Below are 16,459 nucleotides of genomic sequence, written 5' to 3' on the forward strand. Positions count from 1 at the left end.
GTGGATCTGAACCTCAGGAACAAGGTGGCCGTCGTGACCGGCGGCGGGCGCGGGATCGGCCGCGGCATCGTGGAGGCCCTTGCCGCGGAAGGCGCCGTCGTCGCCATCCTCGAGCGCGACAACATCGACCGCGCCGCGCAACTGGCCTCGGCCATCGGGAACGCGGCGGCGTTCCGCGCCGATGTCACCCAGCCGGGCGACGTGCAGGCCGCGGCGGAGGCCATCAAGGGGCGCCTTGGGCCCGTCGACATCCTCGTCAACAACGCAGGCGTTCTTTCGCGCAAGCCGATCCTGGAAGACAGCTACGAGGACTGGGACCGCGTTTTGAAGACCAACCTCTACGGCTGCTACAACTGCTCGCGAGCCTTCGCGCCGGGGATGGTGGAGCGCCGCTTCGGCCGGATCATCAATACGTCCTCCATCCACGGACGCGTGGCCAAGGCCGGCATGGGCTCCTACTGCGCCAGCAAGGCCGCGATCGACATGTTCACCAAGCAGCTCGCCGTGGAGCTCGCCCCCCATGGGGTGACCGTGAACGCGGTCGCCCCCGGCACGATCAGCACCGAGATCAACCTGCCCCTCTACAAGAGCACGAAGCCCGAGGACGTGGCGCTGCAGCAGGCGACGCTGAAGCGGGTGCCGGTGGGCCGGATCGGCGAACCGGAGGACATCGGCCGGGCGGTCGCGTTCCTCGCGTCCGGCATGACCCCCTACGTCACCGGCGCGATCCTCTACGTGGACGGGGGCTACGTGGCGGAAGGCACGCCGCGCCTCTGAGCGCGGTCCGCATCGGACAGGCGACCTGAAAGGACGGGGGCTTTGAGTTACACCTTTCAATTCGGCGAGGTGCTGCGCTACTGGCCCTTGCTGGTCCAGGGGGCGATCAACACGTTGGTCTTCTCGGTGATCGCCATGGTGGCGGGCCTGGCGATCGGCGTGGTGGGCGCCAGCTGCCGCATCTCCTCCAGCCGTGTGCTGCGCGCCATTGCGGGCGCCTATGTCGAGGTGGTGCGCAACACCCCGCTGCTCGTGCAGCTCTTCCTGTTCTATTTCGGGCTCCCGGCCCTGGGATTGCGCCTCTCGACCTCCCAGGCCGCGATCCTGGCGCTGACGTTCAACACGGGCGCCTACTCGACCGAGATCGTGCGCGCCGGCATCGAGAGCATCCACCGGAGCCAGATCGAAGCCTCGACCTCGCTCGGCATCTCGCGCCTGCAGACATTCCTCCATGTCGTGCTGCCGCAAGGGCTGGAACGGGTCTATCCGGCGCTGGCCAGCCAGTTCGTCCTGATGATGCTTGCTTCCAGCGTGGTGTCCGCCATAGGGGCGGAGGAACTGACGGCCTACGGCAACCGCATCCAGTCGGAGAACTTCCGCGCCATGGAAGTCTTCTTCGTATGCGCGGCCGTGTACCTGGGCCTCACCTATCTCATGCGGGTCCTTCTGGCGGCCGTCGCCTATGTGGCCTTCCCGCGCCGGCGCGCTCTCGGGTCGGTGTGAGCCATGCGCACTTTCACCTCCCACGACATCCTGTTCCTGCTCCAGGCGGCCCGGTGGACGCTGGCCCTTTCGCTGCTCGCCTTCGTGGGCGGAGGCCTGGGCGGCGCCATCCTGGCCGTGGGGCGCATCTCCCGGGTTCGGGCCCTGCGGTCCCTGGCGAGCCTCTACATCCAGGTCGTGCAGGGCACGCCGCTGCTGATCCAGCTCTTCATCTGGTATTTCGGGATCAGCCTCCTCGGCGCCGACCTGTCGCCCATCGTCGCCGCTGCGATCGCGCTCACCCTTTATTCCAGCGCCTTCTTCGCCGAGATCTGGCGCGGAGCGATCCAATCGATCGCCAAGGGGCAGTGGGAGAGCGCCTCGTCGCTGGGCCTGACCCGGTTCGAGACCCTCTGGTACGTCATCCTGCCCCAGTCGCTGCGCCCGGCGCTGCCGCCCACCGTCGGCTTCATGGTGCAGATCGTGAAGAACACCTCGCTTGCGGCGCTGGTGGGCTTCGTGGAGCTCGCCCGGGCCGGCCAACTCGTCAACAACATCACCTTCCAGCCGCTCCCGGTCTTTGCCTGCGTGGCGGTCATCTACTTCGCAATCTGCTTTCCCCTGTCGGCCCTGAGCCGCTGGCTCGAACGGAGGACCCATGGCCATCGTCAACTTGTCCGGGGTACGTAAGAGCTACGGCGCCCTGACCGTGCTCCGCGACGTGTCGCTCGCAGTCGAGCGGGGCGCCGTGGTCGCGCTGGTGGGCCGTTCCGGCTCCGGCAAGAGCACGCTGTTGCGGTGCATCAACGGCCTGGAGCCCATCGACGGCGGCGAAGTCGTCGTGGACGGGCGACGCGTCGAGCAGAACGAAGCCTCCCTGCGCCAGTTGCGGCAGGAGATCGGCATCGTCTTCCAGAGCTACAACCTGTTCCCCCACCTCACGGTGGAGCGCAACGTGACGCTCGCCCTTTCGCTGGTGAAAAAGATGTCCGCCCAGGAAGGACGGGCGGTGGCGGAGAAAGTGCTCAGCCAGGTCGGTCTCCGGGAGAAGATGGCGGCCTACCCCGAGCAGTTGTCGGGCGGCCAGCAGCAGCGCGTGGCCATCGCGCGCTCGCTGGCGATGCAGCCCAAGCTCATGTTGTTCGACGAGGTGACCTCCGCGCTCGACCCGGAGCTCAAGGAGGAGGTCCTGAAGGTTATGGAAGGTCTCGCCCGCGAGGGCATGACCATGATCCTGGTCACCCATGAGATGGATTTCGCGCGCCGCGTCGCCGATCAGGTCGTCTTCATGCACCAGGGGCGCATTCACGAGCAGGGGCCGCCCAGCCGCCTGTTCGCGGAGCCGGAGACTCCGGAGTTCCGGCAGTTCATCGCATCGACGCTCAACTGAAAACAAAAGGGAGAGGAGACCCCATGAAACGCTACATGGCCCTGGCGGCCGGCATCCTGATCGCCGCGACCTGCGCACAATCGGCTGCGCGCGCCGACGCGCTCGACGACATCATCAAGCGCGGCAAGATCCGCATCGCGATCGACATCTCGGCCCCGCCCTTCGGGATCCAGAACGACAAGATGGAGCCGGACGGCGCCGACGTGGAAACGGCCAAGCTCCTGGCCAAGGATCTGGGCGTCGAGCTCGAGGTCGTTCCCGTAACCAGCGCCAACCGAATTCCCTATCTGCAGACGAAGCGCGTGGACCTGACCATGTCCACCTTCAGCGTCACGCCCGAGCGCGCCAAGGCGGTGGAGTTCTCCACGCCCTACGGCGCGATCAACGCCGTGATCTTCGCTCCCAAGGACGTCGCCATCAAGGAGCCGAAGGATCTTGCGGGCAAGAAGGTGGGCGTCGCCCGCGGCACGACCAACGAGACCGACCTGGTCAACATCGCTCCCCAGGGAACGCAGATCATCCGTTTCGACGACGAGGCGTCAGCCATGGCGGCGCTCGCGACCGGTCAGGTGGATGCGTACTCCTCGAGCGAGACCATCGCCCGCTCCATGATCCCGCGCTATCCGGACAAGAACTTCGAGAGCAAGTTCCTGCTGCGGCGCAGCTTCTACTCGGCGGCCATCCGGCGCGGCGAGCCTGAGCTGCGCCAGTGGGTGAACACGTTCATCTGGTTCCGCAACAACGACGGCGCCCTGGGCAAGATCTACAAGAAGTGGGTCGGCGTCGACCTGCCCAACCTGCCTCCGCTCTGAGGGGAAAAGCCTGCGCCGCTCCGGCGGCGCAGGCTCATTGACGCTCAGGCGTCGAGCACGCACGCCTGCAGGGAGAAGCGGCGGGTTTCGCCTCCGGCAAGCCATTGGACGGTCCCGTTCTCGACGGCCGCCGCAAGCCCTTCCCGCGGCATGCTCGTGAAGGGCTCCAGCCCGATGTTGTAGTGACGTCCGAACCAGGGGTAGTCGCAGGCGGCTCCGAACTCCTGCCAGAACCACACGAACGGCATGACCGCCGCATCCCAGGTCACGCAAAGCCCCAGCCCGTGGTTGCGGACCGTGTAGCGCCCGTCGCGGAAGCCGCGCAGGTAGACCATCTCGCTGAGCGTCCCTTCCGGCGGCAGAGCGGCGAGGTCGACCGGATCGCCCGCCCCGCTCGCGGCGTTCGGCCAGGGGAACACGCGATGGTCCGCGAGCCGCCGCTCCCGATGGGTCCGGCTGACGTCGCCCGAGACCACCTCCGTTCCGGGCGGAAACTCCACCGTGGCGCCCGGCCCCAGGAAGGGCCGCCCGAAGGTGATGTGGTGGCCCCACACCAGGGGCAGGTTCGTCCCGCTCTCATTGGTGGCCGTCTCGTCGAACGCGAGCGCCGTCGAACCCGCGTCCAGCCGAACGTCGCGAACCAGCACGTAGGGCAGCGTTTCGGTCCGCACCGTCAGCCGCACGGCTACGCGTTCAGGTGTGTCCTCCAGGATGGCCCAGTCCCAGGGCAGCCGCCAGACTTCGCCGTGCATCCCATGGCTGCCGAACGGCAGGCCTGGCCCGCCGGACGGCGCCCCGCCCACGGGGAAGACCTCCTGCCAGCCTCCAGAATAGCTGTCGTAGAAGGCCATCCGCGGGTCGGGTGGCGTGACCGCCCGCAGCGCGGGATGGCGGACGCCGTTGGCTGAGAGCCACACGAAGTCCATGTCCCGGGGCTTGTAGAGGAACTCAACGACGTCGGCGCCGCGACCTACGGCCAGCGTGACGCGGAGCTTCTCGTTCTCCAGCACCAGCATGTCGAGGCCATGCTGTTCGATGTGGCGCAGGCGCGCTCCCCAGTTGCGCTGGCGGCGGTAGTACGAGCTCATGCGGTCACACCTCGGCGGCCAGGGCTAGGCCGCGCAGGCGGATTCGCCTCGCAGCAGGCGAGCGCGCGGGAGCCCGCGCACATGGCCGCCGCCCTGCGCCCCCGGCAGGCTCGCCGCCAGATCCGCGGCCTCCAGCAGGCGTTCGAGATCGATCCCGGTCGACACGCCCATGCGCTCGAACAGGTAGACCAGGTCTTCCGTGGCGATGTTGCCGGTCGCGCCCGGAGCGAAGGGGCACCCTCCAAGGCCGCCCACCGCTCCATCGAACGACGTGATCCCGGCTTCGAAGGCGGCAAGCACGTTGGCGACGCCGAAGCCCGCCGTATCGTGCCCGTGGAACACGAAGGACGCGCGCTCGCCGAATTCAGACAGGGCCGCGCGGGCCAGCGCGGCCACATGGGGCGGCAGCGCCATCCCGGTGGTGTCGCTCAGCGCAAGCTCCAGCCCCGGGCGAATGGCGACGATCCGCGCCATCGTGGCCATGACGGAGGCCACGCCTACGTCCCCCTCGAAGGGACAGTGGAAAGCGGTGGCGATGCCGACCCGCACCCGCAACCGCGCGTCGGGATCCCGTTCGGCCAGCAAGGTCGACAGGTCCTGGATCGAGGCCGCGGTCGGCCGGCGGACGTTGCTCAGGTTGTGCGCGTCCGTCATCGAGATCACGAATATCAGGTCCGTGACGCCCGCGGCCAGGGCCCGCTCCGCCCCCTTCGAGTTGGGCACGAGCGCCATCGCGCGCACGCCGTCCAGAGGGCCCAGGCCCCGGACCACGTCCTCCATGTCGGCCATCTGCGGCACGTGCTTCGGGCTGACGAACGAACCGATCTCGAGCCGCTTCACGCCGGCGGCCAGGACCTTGCGGATCAACTCGATCTTGGTCGCGGTGGGCACGAAGGTCGAGACGTTCTGCAGCCCGTCGCGGGCGGCGACGTCCACGATCTCGACCCCGGAGTTGTGAACGCTTGTCATGGATTAGCCTTTCGTGGCGCGGGCCGGCCGGCCAGGATCTCGGTGAAAATCTCGTCGTTGTGCTGGCCCACGGCGGGGCCCGGCCAGGCGATCCGTCCGGTGGGACCGCTCTCGTCGAAGCGCGGAACGACGCCGGCGTGCCGGGTCGGCCCGATCAGCGGGTCGTCCACGTCGACCACCATGCCGCGCGCCTGGTAATGCGGGTCCGCCACGCAATCGGCGACCGTGAACGCGCGGGTCGCCGGCACAGCCTGGTCGTTCAGGATCCGCTCGGCCTCCGCGGCCGGCATGGTCGCAACCCAGGCGGCGATGGCGGCGTCGACCTCGGCCCGGTGCGCCAACCGGCCGGCGTTGGTCGCCAGGCGCGCATCCGCCGCCATGTCCGGCCGCCCGATGATCCCGCAGAGCCGCCTGTAGATCGCGTCCGAGTTGCCTGCGATCACGAGCCAGCCGTCCGTCGCCTTGTAGGTGTCCGAGGGCACGGAGGTCGGCATCGCGGAGCCGGCGGGCCGCCGGACGACGTCGCAGGAGGCATATTCCGGAAGGGCCCCTTCCAGCAGGCTGAACACGCCCTCGTAGAGCGCCACGTCAATCACGCGTCCCTTGCCGGTTCCCAACACGTCCCGCTCGTGAACGGCGGCCAGCACGCCCATGGCCGCATAGAGCGCGGCCACGTCGTCCCCCAGCGAGACGCCCGTTCGGACCGGGGGCAGGTCCGTGACCCCTTGGGGGTATCCGGTCAGGTATCTCACTCCACCGAAGGCCTCGCCGACAGCCCCGAATGACGCGCGGTCCCGGTAAGGGCCGTCCTGGCCGTAGCCGGAGATCCGGGCCACGATCAGGCGCGGGTTCCAGGCGTGCAGCGCGTCCACGCCCAGGTTCCAGCGCTCCAGCTGGCCGGGCCTGAAGTTCTCGACGAGCACGTCCGCCCAGCGGATCAGCGCTTCGACCTTGGGGCGCTCGGCTTCGTCCTTGAGGTCGAGCGTCACGCACCGCTTGTTGCGGTTATGCATGGACCACATGACCGAGTGGCCATTGACCTTCCGGCCCCAGTCGCGCGCCGGGTCCCCTCCGGGCGGCTCCACCTTGATGACGTCAGCGCCCTGGTCTGCGAGTAGGCGCGTGCAGAAGGGCGCCGCGATGAAATGACCGAGCTCGAGGACTCTCAGCGAGCGCAGGGGGCCGTCGACGGCGGTTTGAACGGGAGAGTTGCTCATCCTGGGCACTTAACGCCCCGCGGGTGCATCCTTCCATTCGTGGTTGAGCAGGGCATCCTTCGCGGACGGGAAAGGCGCGGCGGCTGCCGCAGTCAGGTGCTCCAGCATGCGGCGGGCCGGCGCCGCCAGGTCGCGCCCCTCGCGCACGCAGATCGACAGGCGCCGATGGGCCCAGTCGTCGGTAAGCGGGGCCGCGACCACCCTGCCCTCCTCGACCGCGGACGCCACCACGCCCTTCGGCATCACGGCGACGCCGAGCCCCGCCTCCACCATGCGCCAGGCCGCCTGGAAGGTGGTGACTTCGATCTTCACCGACAGGCGCATCCCAGCAGCCTCGGCCGCGCCTGCGAGCAACACCTGCAAGGAACTGCCGGTCTCCAGGCTGATGTGGTCGGAGCCCTGGATCTCGCTGAAGGCCAGGCTGTCGCGGCCGGCCAGTTCATGATCTGTCGGCAGCACCGCCACCAGGTGATCGCGCCGGTAGTCCAGCACCCGGGTCCCCGGCGGAGCCTGGACGTTGCCGCCATACACGCCGATGTCCGCTACGCCATCCACCACCGACTGGAGCACCGCGTTGGTGCTTTCCTCGCGCAGATCGATGCGCACCCCGGGGTGCTGGCGCAGGAAGTCGCTGATGTCGCCGGGCAGGTACTGCACCACCGCCGACGAGTGCGCGTGGATTCGGATCTGGCCCTGGACGCCGCTGGCGTAGGCTCCGAGGTCGGCCTCCAGCCGGTTAACGTTGGCGAACAGCGCCTGGACGTGGCGGACCAGCGCCTCGCCGGCGGCCGTGGGCGACACCCCGCGAGGATGGCGTCGGAACAATGGAGTATCGAGGTCGAGTTCCAGATCGTGGATGCGTTTGCTAACCGCGGACGGAGCGATGTGCTCGCGCTCGGCCGCCCGCGTGAGGCTGCGCAGGTTGTAGACGGACAGGAAAATCCGCAGCGTGGTCAGGTCGAGGCGCATCGCCCTTCGTTCCGTTTCCTTGCCCCTATGGGCGAGCCCCCCTCTTTCGCTTCTCGTGCGGCGAAGCGGGGTATTCCGAGTCGAGACTCCTGCGGCCAAGGCGGACCGCGTAGCCTCGGCCGCGCCGCCGGCGTGAAGCGCCGGCCCCAGGAAGGAACATGCACGCAGGCGCCCCGTCGTCAAACGCCGGGGCTGGGAGGGCGTGCGGGAAAACGGGAAGAGCCGCATGCAGCCCGCGCCTGACAAGCTGATCCCTTTCGAGGCGCTGCGCGCCTGCGCGCTGCGCCTGCTCCAGGCCTCGGGCGTGCCCGAGGACGAGGCGACCCTCGTGGCGGACACGCTGGCGACGGCGGACGCGCGCGGGATGCACTCGCACGGCGTGATGCGCCTTCCTGTCTACGTCGAGAAGATCCGCGGCGGCGGCTTTGTTCCGGGCGCGGAGAGCGTGATCCTTCGGGAGACCGCGTCCACGGTCCTGATCGACGCCCGGCAGGGCCTGGGCGCAGTGGCCATGACCCGGGCGGTGGACGCCGCCATGGCCAAGGCCACGCAAACCGGCGTGGGGGTGGCGGCCGTCACGAACAGCAACCACTACGGCGAGGGCGCCTACTACGCCCGCAAGCCCGTGGAGGCGGGACTGGTGGCCCTGTGACCAGCAACGGCGCTCCCAACATGCCCGTATGGGGAGGCCTCACCCGGATGACCGGCCCCCTGCCCTTGACCGTCGGCGCGCCCGCGGCGGGGCGCGAGCCGTTTTTGCTGGACGTGGCCATGGGCGTGATGGCGCGCGGCAAGATCCTCTACGCCGCCGAGAAGGGCCTGGAGCTGCCGGCCGGCGTAGGCGTGGATGGCGACGGCAAGCCGACCGTCGACCCGCGAAAGATCATCGACGGCGGCTGGATCCTGCCCATCGGGGGCTACAAGGGCTTCGGCATCACCATGGCCCTCGAAATCCTGGCCGGGGTGCTGACCGGCGGCGCGCTCGGCGCCGAGATCAGGGAGTTGTACGGCGCGCCCGGCCAAGGCCAGGGGCTTGGACATTTCGCGCTGGTCCTCGACCCCGGCGCGTTCATGCCCCGCGAGGCCTTCGAGGAGCGCATGGCAGCGTACCTAGGCATGATAAAGGCCTCGGAGCGCGCGCCGGGCGTCGAGGAGATCATCGTGGCCGGGGAGCCGGAACAGCGGCGCCACGCCGAAAGGTTGAAGACCGGGATCCCGATCGAAGGGAAGGTCCTGGCCTCAATCCGCGCGCTGGCCGCCGAGCTCGGAACGGACGACCTGCTTGGGGAGATCGCCGCGTGATAGAGGTCGCCGACGACGTCCTGCAGGCCATCGGCCGTCTGGCGACCGGAGCCGTGGCGGACGTGTTGCTCGAGATGGGGTTCGACAGGACCGTTGTGAGTAGTGATCTGCTGAACCGCCAGCGCTCCCGCTTCGTCGGCCGGGCGGTCTGCGCGGCCGGTCACACGATCACCCAGGGCGTCCAGCCGTCCGCCGGGCCGAGCATGTTCGACGTGGACCGACTTGTCGGCCCGAGCAGCGTCGTGGTGATCGATTCCGGCGACCACCGCCATGGCGCGGTGATCGGCGACCTGGTCGCCCTCGCCTTCCGGCGCGCTGGCGCAGTCGCGTTCGTGACGGACGGCGGCGTTCGGGACGCCGAAGAGATCGCGGAGCTGGGCCTCCCCTGCGTGGCGCGCTTCGTCACGCCTCGCAGCGCCAAGGGGATCTGGTCGGTCGACACCGTGGGCGAACCGGTTTCGCTCCCCGCGCAGGGCGGCGGACGCATGGCCGTCGCGCCAGGAGACATCATCCTGGCCGACCCGGACGGCGTGGTCGTGATTCCGGCCCGCCTTGCCGCCGCGGTGCTGGAGGAGCATGGACCCTTGGCGGCGGCTGAGGAGCGGATCAAGGCGGCCATCGAAGCGGGCGGCGACCGCCGCGAGGCTTTCCGCGCCCACGATCGGTTCAGCCATATCCGGAAGAGAGACGATCCATGAACGAGCCTGCGATCCCGCTGAGCCAGGTCAAACTGTTCGGCTCGCGCTTCGCGCGACCGGAATGCGTGCTGGCCACGGCCGCGGGCGACGTCTTCGCGTCGGATCGCCGTGGCGGCGTGTCCCATGTGCTGCCCCATGGCGAGCATCGGCTGTATGTCGGCGCCACGCTGGACCTTGCCGAAGCCTTCCACCCCAACGGGATAGCCCTCCAGCAGGACGGGTCCTTCCTGGGGGCGCACCTTGGCATGCACGAGGGCGGTCTCTTCCGGCTCACCCGCGACGGGCAGTTGACGCCCGTGCTGCGCGAAGTGGATGGAGAAACCCTGCCCTCCACCAACTTCGTGGTGCTCGACAGCAAGCCGGGACGCGTCTGGATCACGGTAAGCACCCGACGAACGCCACGCATGGGCGCCTTCACCCGCGCCGTCCAGGATGGCTTCATCATCCTGCTGGACGAAAAGGGAGCGCGGATCGTCGCCGACGGCCTGTGCTTCGCGAACGAGTGCCGGGTCGATCCCACCGGAACGTGGCTCTACGTCAACGAAACGTACAAGCGTGAGCTCACCCGCTTCCGCATCGGGGCCGACGGTTCGCTCTCAGGCCGGGAAACCGTCACTCAGTTCGGGCCGGGCGAATTCCCGGACGGGCTGGTGTTCGACGCGGAGGGCGGCGCCTGGGTGACGACCATCGTGGCCAACCGCGTTCTGCGCGTCGCGCGGGACGGGTCTGTTGCGGTGATGCTGGAGGAACATCACCCCGAACACGTCGAGGAGGTCGAGCGGGCCTACCAAGCCGGCCTGGTCGACAGAAGCCTGCTCGACCACGCGCGGGCCCGGATTCTTGCCAACGTATCGAGCATGGCCTTCTGCGGGCCCGACCTGAGGACGGGCCTTTTCGGCGTCCTCCTGGCCGATCGCCTGCCGACTGCGCCCCTCCCCTTTACCGGAGCCGCTCCTCCCCACTGGACCTGGCGGTGAACCGCGCTTCTTTTCAGTGGATTGGCCCGAAATGGCGCGTTCGCGCCACGTCGCGTCTCTCGTCTTTGGCCGTACGTACTCGTCCGGGGCCCGATCGTCAGATCCGATTCATGACTTGCCTCGTAGGTTGCACTGGATCGAGGCGCGCGGGTTCGGGCTCCACCGCGCAAAGGCGTCTCGGCCAGTCCGGTCAACGAGCCCCACCGGACAGGGAGTGGGTCATCGGTCTCCACCCCCCGGAAGCTCCCCCACCCGCCTGGTCAACGAGACCCACCGGGCTCCAGTCACGCACATCAAGGACGCCTGAGCCCCGCAAGGCGGCGAACGCGGAGCTGCGCTCGCGGGGCCTTGCGACGAAGCCGCCAGATCCGGCCCGCCTCAGGCGGACGGTTCAGGGCCCTCCTCGCCGAGCGGCTGGCTGCCCCAGTGCATGAGCGCGGGGTCGTCGTTGTCGACGCCGTGTGTCTGGAGCACGTCGTGGATGTCCCGCAGCCGGGCGTTGACCTCCGAGCCGCGCTTCAGCCCGACCATGATCATCACGATCTCGATGATCAGGAGCTGGACCACATAGGCTTCCGTGCCCACCCGCATGGTGGCGTCCCGTGGGACGTCCGTGCTGAGCACGATGTCCGCCAGATTGGCCAGCGGCGTTTGCGTGCGCGTGAGCGCCACGACGGTGGCGCCGCGGGACCGCCCCAGTTGGACCGCCTCCAGCAGCGCCGGCATGCGGCCCACGAAGGAGATGGCGAAGAGCACGTCCCCGGGGCGCATGGTGGCCGCCCCCACCAGCTGGAAGTGAGCGTCCGAGAAGGCGTTGGTGACGAGCCCCAGGCGAAACAGGCGGGCCTGGAGGTCCTGGGCCAGGAAGTTCGAGGTCGCGCCCGTGCCGTAGCAATCCACGCGACGGGCCTTGTGGATGGCCTCGGCCGCGCGCTCCACTTCGGCGGGATCCAGGCGCCGCTGCCATTCCGCCAGCACGGAGGTGAGGCTGCCGACCACGTTGCGGACCACGTCGCCGGTGCTGTCGCCCGCCGCGACGCCGCGGTGGAGGTAGGGCGTGCCCAGCGCCAGCGCACCGGCCAGCTTGAGCTTGAAGTCCTTCAGCCCGTCGCACCCGAGCGCCCGGGCGAAGCGGACGATGGTGGGGGCGCTGACCCCGGCCTTTGCGGCGAGTTCCTCGACATTGGTCTGCACCGCCCAGCCCGGATCCTCCAGGACCATGCGGGCGATCCTCTGGTGGCCCTCCGACATGCCTTCCTGGCCCAGACGGATGGCGCGCAGGATGTCGGGCGCCCCGTTTTCCGGCGGATAGGCGTCGATGGGACCCGCGGACGCGCTCATGCGGCCTCCGTGCGCTCTGGAATCGAGTCCAGGATACACGCATAGGCGCCGCCCTCGCCGCTGTCGCGGAGCGGCGGGATCACCTCTGCGCAGGCCGGCGTCGCGTAGGGGCAGCGCGTGCGGAACACACAGCCGGACGGCGGGGCGATGGGCGACGGGATGTCGCCCTTGAGCAGCCGGGTCAGCTTCGGCGCGTCCGGATCCGCCTTGGGCGAGGCCGCCAGCAACGCCTGCGTATAGGGGTGGCGCGGCCGCTGGGTCACCTGCTCGGCCGTCCCGATCTCCATGACGCGGCCCAGGTAGAGCACCGCAATCCGGTCGCACATCAGCTCCACGACGTCCAGGTCGTGGGAGATGAAGAGCATGGCGAGGTTCAGGCGCGCGCGCAGGTCCTGCATGAGGTTGAGCGCCTGCGCCTGCACGGAGACGTCCAGGGCGCTGACGGGCTCGTCCGCGACAATGAGCTCGGGCTCGACCGCGAGCGCGCGCGCCAGGCCGATGCGCTGGCGCTGCCCGCCCGAGAACTCGTGCGGGAAGCGCGTCATGTGCGCCGCGGGCAGGCCCACGAGTTCGAGCAGCTCGCCCACGCGCTCGCGCCGGCGCCCGCGCGCGAGGCTGTGCGCGTCCAGGGCCTCGCCCACGATGTCGCGCACGCGCAGGCGCGGGTTCAGGCTCGCGTACGGGTCCTGGAACACCATCTGCGCGCGCCTGCGGAAGGGCTTGAGCCTGCGCTCGGGCGCGCGCGCGATGTCCTCGCCCGCGAACCTGATCGCGCCCGCGGTGGGCTCGAGCAGGCGCAGGACCAGGCGCCCGATCGTGCTCTTGCCCGAGCCCGACTCGCCCACGAGCCCGAGCACCTCGCCCGGGCGGATCGCGAAGCTTACGCCCTCGACCGCGCGGACGGGCGCAGGCCCGGACCCGAAGTGCTTGGTGAGGCCCTCGACCTCCAGCAGCGGCGCGTTCACGCGATCTCCCTCCAGCGCAGGCAGCGCACGATGCGCTCCGGCTCGTTCTCCAGGCCGACGACGCCGTCGCGGCAGGCTTCCGTGGCGTGTTCGCAGCGCGATGCGAAGCCGCAGCCCACCCCCGCCCGGCTGACGAGGCCCGGGATGGACTTCACCCGCCGCCGCCCGTCCGGCCCGCGCGCGGCCCGGGCCGGCAGGCAGTCCAGCAGCGCGCGGGTATAGGGGTGGCGCGGCGCCTGGAAGATCGGCCGCACCGGCGCGCTCTCCACCACCTCGCCCGCGTACATCACGGTGACGCGGTCGGCGATCTCGGCCACTACGCCCAGATTGTGGGTGATGAACAGCACGCCCATGCCGTTTTCCCGGCGCAGGCGCTCGATGAGAGCCAGGATCTGCGCCTGGATTGTGACGTCGAGCGCCGTGGTGGGCTCGTCGGCGATCAGCAGCGAAGGGTTGCACGACATCGCGAGCGCGATCATGACGCGCTGGCGCATGCCGCCCGACATCTGGTGCGGGTAGTCGTCCACGCGCCGGCGGGCGTCGGGGATCTCCACCAGCTCAAGCATCTCGCGGGCCCGCCGGTGCGCATCCGCGCGGCCAAGCCCCAGGTGCAGGCGCACCGACTCGGCGATCTGCTCGCCAACGGTGAGCACCGGGTTCAGGCTCGTCATCGGCTCCTGGAAGATCATGGCGATCTCGGCCCCGCGCAGCCGGCGCAGGTCGCCTGCGGAGGCCTGCGCCAGGTCGATGCGCGCGCCCGAGCGCTGTCGCAGCCAGATATGGCCGCCGGAGACGTATCCCGCCGGGCGGGGCAGCAGGCCCATGGTCGCCAGGCTTGTCACTGACTTGCCCGAACCGGACTCGCCGACCAGCGCCACGGTCTCGCCGGCCCGGACCGAGAGGGTGACGCCGCGCACCGGCGTCACGGTCCCCTCCTCCGTGCGGAAGCTGACCTCGAGGTCTTCGATGGAGAGAAGCGGCTCCGTCACCGTCACACCGCCTTCCTGAGCTTGGGATCGAGCATGTCGCGCAGGCCGTCGCCGAGGATCTGCAGCGACAGGGCGGCGAGCACGATGGCGACGCCTGGGAACAGCACCACCCAGAAGGCGTCGTCGGCGTATTGCTGGCCCGAGGCGATCATGGTCCCCCAGGTGGGCGTCTCCGGCGGCACGCCGGCGCCCAGGAAGGAGAGCCCGGCCTCGGCCAGCACCGCATAGGCGAAGATGAAGGTGGCCTGGACCAGCACGGGCGAGGCCACGTTCAGCAGCACATGCACGCCCAGGATGCGCCGGGTGGAGACCCCGATGGCGCGCGCCGCCTCCACGAAGGGCAGTTCGCGCACGACGAGCGTCGAGGCGCGCACCACGCGCACCACGCGTGGCGTATACACGATGGAGAGCGCGAAGATCACGTTCCAGGCGGAGGCGCCCAGCACCGCCACGAGGAAGATCGCCAGCAGGATGTCCGGGAGCGCCATGGTGGCGTCCACGACCCGCATCACCGGCGCGTCGAGGCGGCGGAAGAAGCCGGCGAACAGACCGACGACCGTGCCGATCGTCATCGAGATCACCACCACGGCCGCGCCGATGCCGAGGGAGGCCCGCGCGCCGAAGATGATCCGCGACAGCACGTCCCGGCCGTATTCGTCCGTGCCGAGCCAATTGAGCTCGCTCGGGGGCTTCAGGCGGCGGACGAGCTTCATGGCGCCGGGATCGAAGGGCGTCACCCAGGGCGCCAGGAGCGCCGCGAGGACGAGGGCCAGCAGGATCACCGCAGCCAGCAGCACGAGCTTGCGGCGGAACAGGCGGCGGAAAAACAGGAGCGCGGGGGATTGCATCGGGTCAGGTCCGCACGCGGGGGTCGACCAGCGTGTAGATCAGGTCGATCAGCAGGTTGATGAGAACGTAGACGCCGGCCACCACGATCAGCGCGCCCTGGATCACCGGGTAGTCGCGCCGCAGCACGGCCGAGACCACGAGGTTGCCGACGCCCGGAAGGCCGAACACGGTTTCGGTGACGATGGCGCCACCCACCAGCAGCGCCGCCGTGAGGCCCACCACGGTGACGATCGGGATCAGCGCGTTGCCGAGCGCGTGCCGCAGGACGACGCGCGCCTCCGACACGCCCTTGGAGCGGGCCGTGCGGACGAAGTCTTCGTTGAGGACGTCCAGCATGCTGGCGCGGGTGAAGCGCGTGATCAGGGCCGAGTTGACGACGCCGAGCACGCTGGCCGGCAGGACGAGGTGGGCCAGCCGCTCGGCCAGCGGCGCGCCGGGGTCGCCATAGCCGGCCACGGGGAACCAGCCGAGCCGCACGGCGAAGACCTGGATGACGATGAGCCCGAGCCAGAAGCTCGGCACATTGGCGGCCAGCATGGCGAGGCCGCTGACGATCTGGTCGACCGCCCTGCCCCGCCACACGGCGGAGGCGATGCCCGCCGGGATGCCGATCAACGCCGCGACCGACACAGAGAACAGGGTCAGGAAGAAGGTCGGCTCCGCCCGCTCGGCCAAGGCCTGCGTGACGGGCCGCTGGAGGAAGATGGACTGCCCCAGGTTGCCGCTGGCGATCTCCTTCAGCCAGAGCAGGAACTGCACCAGCACCGGCTTGTCGAGCCCGTAGACGGCCCGCAGCTTGGCGATGTCCTCCGGCGTGGCCTGGTCGCCCAGCATCAGGGCCGCAGGATCGCCGGGCGCCAGCCGGGTCAGGAAGAAGACCATGGTGGCGACGAGGAACATCACGACCAGAAGGCCGCCGATCCGTCGCGCAAAGGAAAGCCACATGGCTCCGTGTGCTCCTGTTCTCGTGCCGTATGCCGGCGTCATGCCCCGGGGTTCGGGAGCGGACGCCTGGCCTTCTTCCGCCATCATCCCCGGCGGCCTGCGGAGCAGGCCGGGACGGGGATCCAGGGGATCGGTCCCAGTCGCCTGGATCCCGTTTCCCTCCGCGGCCCCGCCGCTCCGGCCGGGGATGACGCGGTCGAGGACCTGCCGTCGAGCACCCCACGTCATGGCCGGGCTCGNGCTCCTGTTCTCGTGCCGTATGCCGGCGTCATGCCCCGGGGTTCGGGAGCGGACGCCTGGCCTTCTTCCGCCATCATCCCCGGCGGCCTGCGGAGCAGGCCGGGACGGGGATCCAGGGGATCGGTCCCAGTCGCCTGGATCCCGTTTCCCTCCGCGGCCCCGCCGCTCCGGCCGGGGATGACGCGGTCGAGGACCTGCCGTCGAGCACCCCACGTCATGGCCGGGCTCG

The 16,459-nt window shown here is 69.7% G+C and carries 16 protein-coding genes and 1 pseudogene; 8 read left to right on the forward strand and 9 right to left on the reverse strand.

The annotated features are described in order from the left end of the window. Genes SLNSH_RS17135 through SLNSH_RS17155 form a run of 5 tightly spaced genes read left to right on the forward strand, consistent with a single transcriptional unit; the run spans position 1 to position 3,681 of the window. Positions 1-777: an SDR family NAD(P)-dependent oxidoreductase gene (locus SLNSH_RS17135; protein WP_106338234.1), complete on the forward strand. Its 777-nt coding sequence runs from the start codon at positions 1-3 to the stop codon at positions 775-777. Positions 778-819: 42 nt separating this feature from the next. After that, the gene (locus tag SLNSH_RS17140) at positions 820-1,500 is read left to right on the forward strand and encodes an amino acid ABC transporter permease (RefSeq protein WP_106338235.1); all 681 of its coding nucleotides are present in this window, start codon (positions 820-822) and stop codon (positions 1,498-1,500) included. Between the two features lie 3 nt (positions 1,501-1,503). Then, a complete protein-coding gene (locus SLNSH_RS17145) occupies positions 1,504-2,169 on the forward strand; it encodes an amino acid ABC transporter permease (protein ID WP_106338236.1) in 666 nt (221 codons plus the stop codon). Further along, entirely contained in the window at positions 2,138-2,869 is a 732-nt protein-coding gene (locus tag SLNSH_RS17150) for an amino acid ABC transporter ATP-binding protein (RefSeq protein ID WP_106338237.1), read from the forward strand. Before SLNSH_RS17145 ends, SLNSH_RS17150 begins: the two co-directional genes overlap by 32 nt. 23 nt (positions 2,870-2,892) lie before the next feature. Continuing rightward, on the forward strand, positions 2,893-3,681 hold the full coding sequence (locus tag SLNSH_RS17155; RefSeq protein WP_106338238.1) for a transporter substrate-binding domain-containing protein: 789 nt from the start codon (positions 2,893-2,895) through the stop codon (positions 3,679-3,681). A gap of 44 nt (positions 3,682-3,725) precedes the next feature. On the opposite strand, the gene SLNSH_RS17160 is transcribed toward SLNSH_RS17155, so the two are convergent. From SLNSH_RS17160 to SLNSH_RS17175, 4 genes are read right to left on the reverse strand one after another with little or no spacing between them, the layout of a single operon-like run. Further along, complete coding sequence (locus tag SLNSH_RS17160) at positions 3,726-4,769, reverse strand: DUF4432 family protein (protein WP_106338239.1); 1,044 nt, start codon at positions 4,767-4,769, stop codon at positions 3,726-3,728. Between the two features lie 24 nt (positions 4,770-4,793). Continuing rightward, positions 4,794-5,738, reverse strand: a complete 945-nt coding sequence (locus SLNSH_RS17165; protein WP_106338240.1) for a hydroxymethylglutaryl-CoA lyase — start codon at positions 5,736-5,738, stop codon at positions 4,794-4,796. Further along, positions 5,735-6,955 (reverse strand): CaiB/BaiF CoA transferase family protein, encoded by a 1,221-nt coding sequence (locus tag SLNSH_RS17170; RefSeq protein WP_106338241.1) that lies wholly within the window; start codon positions 6,953-6,955, stop codon positions 5,735-5,737. The genes SLNSH_RS17165 and SLNSH_RS17170 overlap by 4 nt, the downstream gene beginning before the upstream one ends. A 9-nt stretch (positions 6,956-6,964) precedes the next feature. Further along, entirely contained in the window at positions 6,965-7,924 is a 960-nt protein-coding gene (locus SLNSH_RS17175) for a LysR family transcriptional regulator (protein ID WP_158266795.1), read from the reverse strand. A 226-nt stretch (positions 7,925-8,150) separates the two neighbouring features. Between SLNSH_RS17175 and SLNSH_RS25400 the strand changes: the two are divergent. The 3 genes and pseudogenes from SLNSH_RS25400 (at position 8,151) to SLNSH_RS17195 (ending at position 10,901) form a co-directional block, all read left to right on the forward strand. After that, a pseudogene (locus tag SLNSH_RS25400) lies at positions 8,151-9,226 on the forward strand (Ldh family oxidoreductase). Continuing rightward, the gene (locus tag SLNSH_RS17190) at positions 9,223-9,924 is read left to right on the forward strand and encodes an RraA family protein (RefSeq protein ID WP_106338245.1); all 702 of its coding nucleotides are present in this window, start codon (positions 9,223-9,225) and stop codon (positions 9,922-9,924) included. The pseudogene SLNSH_RS25400 and the gene SLNSH_RS17190 overlap by 4 nt, the downstream one beginning before the upstream one ends. Continuing rightward, complete coding sequence (locus tag SLNSH_RS17195; protein WP_106338246.1) at positions 9,921-10,901, forward strand: SMP-30/gluconolactonase/LRE family protein; 981 nt, start codon at positions 9,921-9,923, stop codon at positions 10,899-10,901. Before SLNSH_RS17190 ends, SLNSH_RS17195 begins: the two co-directional genes overlap by 4 nt. A gap of 378 nt (positions 10,902-11,279) precedes the next feature. Here the strand turns inward: SLNSH_RS17195 and SLNSH_RS17200 are convergent, their stop codons facing one another. Genes SLNSH_RS17200 through SLNSH_RS17220 form a run of 5 tightly spaced genes read right to left on the reverse strand, consistent with a single transcriptional unit; the run spans position 11,280 to position 15,990 of the window. Next, positions 11,280-12,242 carry a MurR/RpiR family transcriptional regulator gene (locus tag SLNSH_RS17200; protein WP_106338247.1) on the reverse strand — a complete coding sequence of 321 codons (963 nt, stop codon included), beginning with the start codon at positions 12,240-12,242 and terminating at the stop codon, positions 11,280-11,282. Then, a complete protein-coding gene (locus SLNSH_RS17205) occupies positions 12,239-13,207 on the reverse strand; it encodes an ABC transporter ATP-binding protein (protein WP_106338248.1) in 969 nt (322 codons plus the stop codon). Before SLNSH_RS17205 ends, SLNSH_RS17200 begins: the two co-directional genes overlap by 4 nt. Then, the gene (locus tag SLNSH_RS17210; RefSeq protein ID WP_106338249.1) at positions 13,204-14,202 is read right to left on the reverse strand and encodes an ABC transporter ATP-binding protein; all 999 of its coding nucleotides are present in this window, start codon (positions 14,200-14,202) and stop codon (positions 13,204-13,206) included. The genes SLNSH_RS17205 and SLNSH_RS17210 overlap by 4 nt, the downstream gene beginning before the upstream one ends. Beyond that, positions 14,199-15,044, reverse strand: a complete 846-nt coding sequence (locus SLNSH_RS17215; RefSeq protein ID WP_106338250.1) for an ABC transporter permease — start codon at positions 15,042-15,044, stop codon at positions 14,199-14,201. Before SLNSH_RS17215 ends, SLNSH_RS17210 begins: the two co-directional genes overlap by 4 nt. Positions 15,045-15,048: 4 nt before the next feature. Beyond that, entirely contained in the window at positions 15,049-15,990 is a 942-nt protein-coding gene (locus SLNSH_RS17220) for an ABC transporter permease (protein ID WP_106338251.1), read from the reverse strand. Positions 15,991-16,459: the final 469 nt, after the last annotated feature.

It is taken from the genome of Alsobacter soli, assembly GCF_003004785.1.
Taxonomy (GTDB): Bacteria; Pseudomonadota; Alphaproteobacteria; order Rhizobiales; family Beijerinckiaceae; genus Alsobacter; species Alsobacter soli.

Excerpts from the sequence above, each read along its gene's own strand:
- SLNSH_RS17150 (WP_106338237.1), top strand. The coding sequence starts at position 2,138 with ATGGCCATCGTCAACTTGTCCGGGGTACGTAAGAGCTACGGCGCCCTG.
- SLNSH_RS17160 (WP_106338239.1), bottom strand. The coding sequence starts at position 4,769 with ATGAGCTCGTACTACCGCCGCCAGCGCAACTGGGGAGCGCGCCTGCGC.
- SLNSH_RS17195 (WP_106338246.1), top strand. The coding sequence starts at position 9,921 with ATGAACGAGCCTGCGATCCCGCTGAGCCAGGTCAAACTGTTCGGCTCG.
- SLNSH_RS17155 (WP_106338238.1), top strand. The coding sequence starts at position 2,893 with ATGAAACGCTACATGGCCCTGGCGGCCGGCATCCTGATCGCCGCGACC.
- SLNSH_RS17145 (WP_106338236.1), top strand. The coding sequence starts at position 1,504 with ATGCGCACTTTCACCTCCCACGACATCCTGTTCCTGCTCCAGGCGGCC.
- SLNSH_RS17200 (WP_106338247.1), bottom strand. The coding sequence starts at position 12,242 with ATGAGCGCGTCCGCGGGTCCCATCGACGCCTATCCGCCGGAAAACGGG.
- SLNSH_RS17165 (WP_106338240.1), bottom strand. The coding sequence starts at position 5,738 with ATGACAAGCGTTCACAACTCCGGGGTCGAGATCGTGGACGTCGCCGCC.
- SLNSH_RS17215 (WP_106338250.1), bottom strand. The coding sequence starts at position 15,044 with ATGCAATCCCCCGCGCTCCTGTTTTTCCGCCGCCTGTTCCGCCGCAAG.
- SLNSH_RS17220 (WP_106338251.1), bottom strand. The coding sequence starts at position 15,990 with ATGTGGCTTTCCTTTGCGCGACGGATCGGCGGCCTTCTGGTCGTGATG.
- SLNSH_RS17170 (WP_106338241.1), bottom strand. The coding sequence starts at position 6,955 with ATGAGCAACTCTCCCGTTCAAACCGCCGTCGACGGCCCCCTGCGCTCG.
- SLNSH_RS17175 (WP_158266795.1), bottom strand. The coding sequence starts at position 7,924 with ATGCGCCTCGACCTGACCACGCTGCGGATTTTCCTGTCCGTCTACAAC.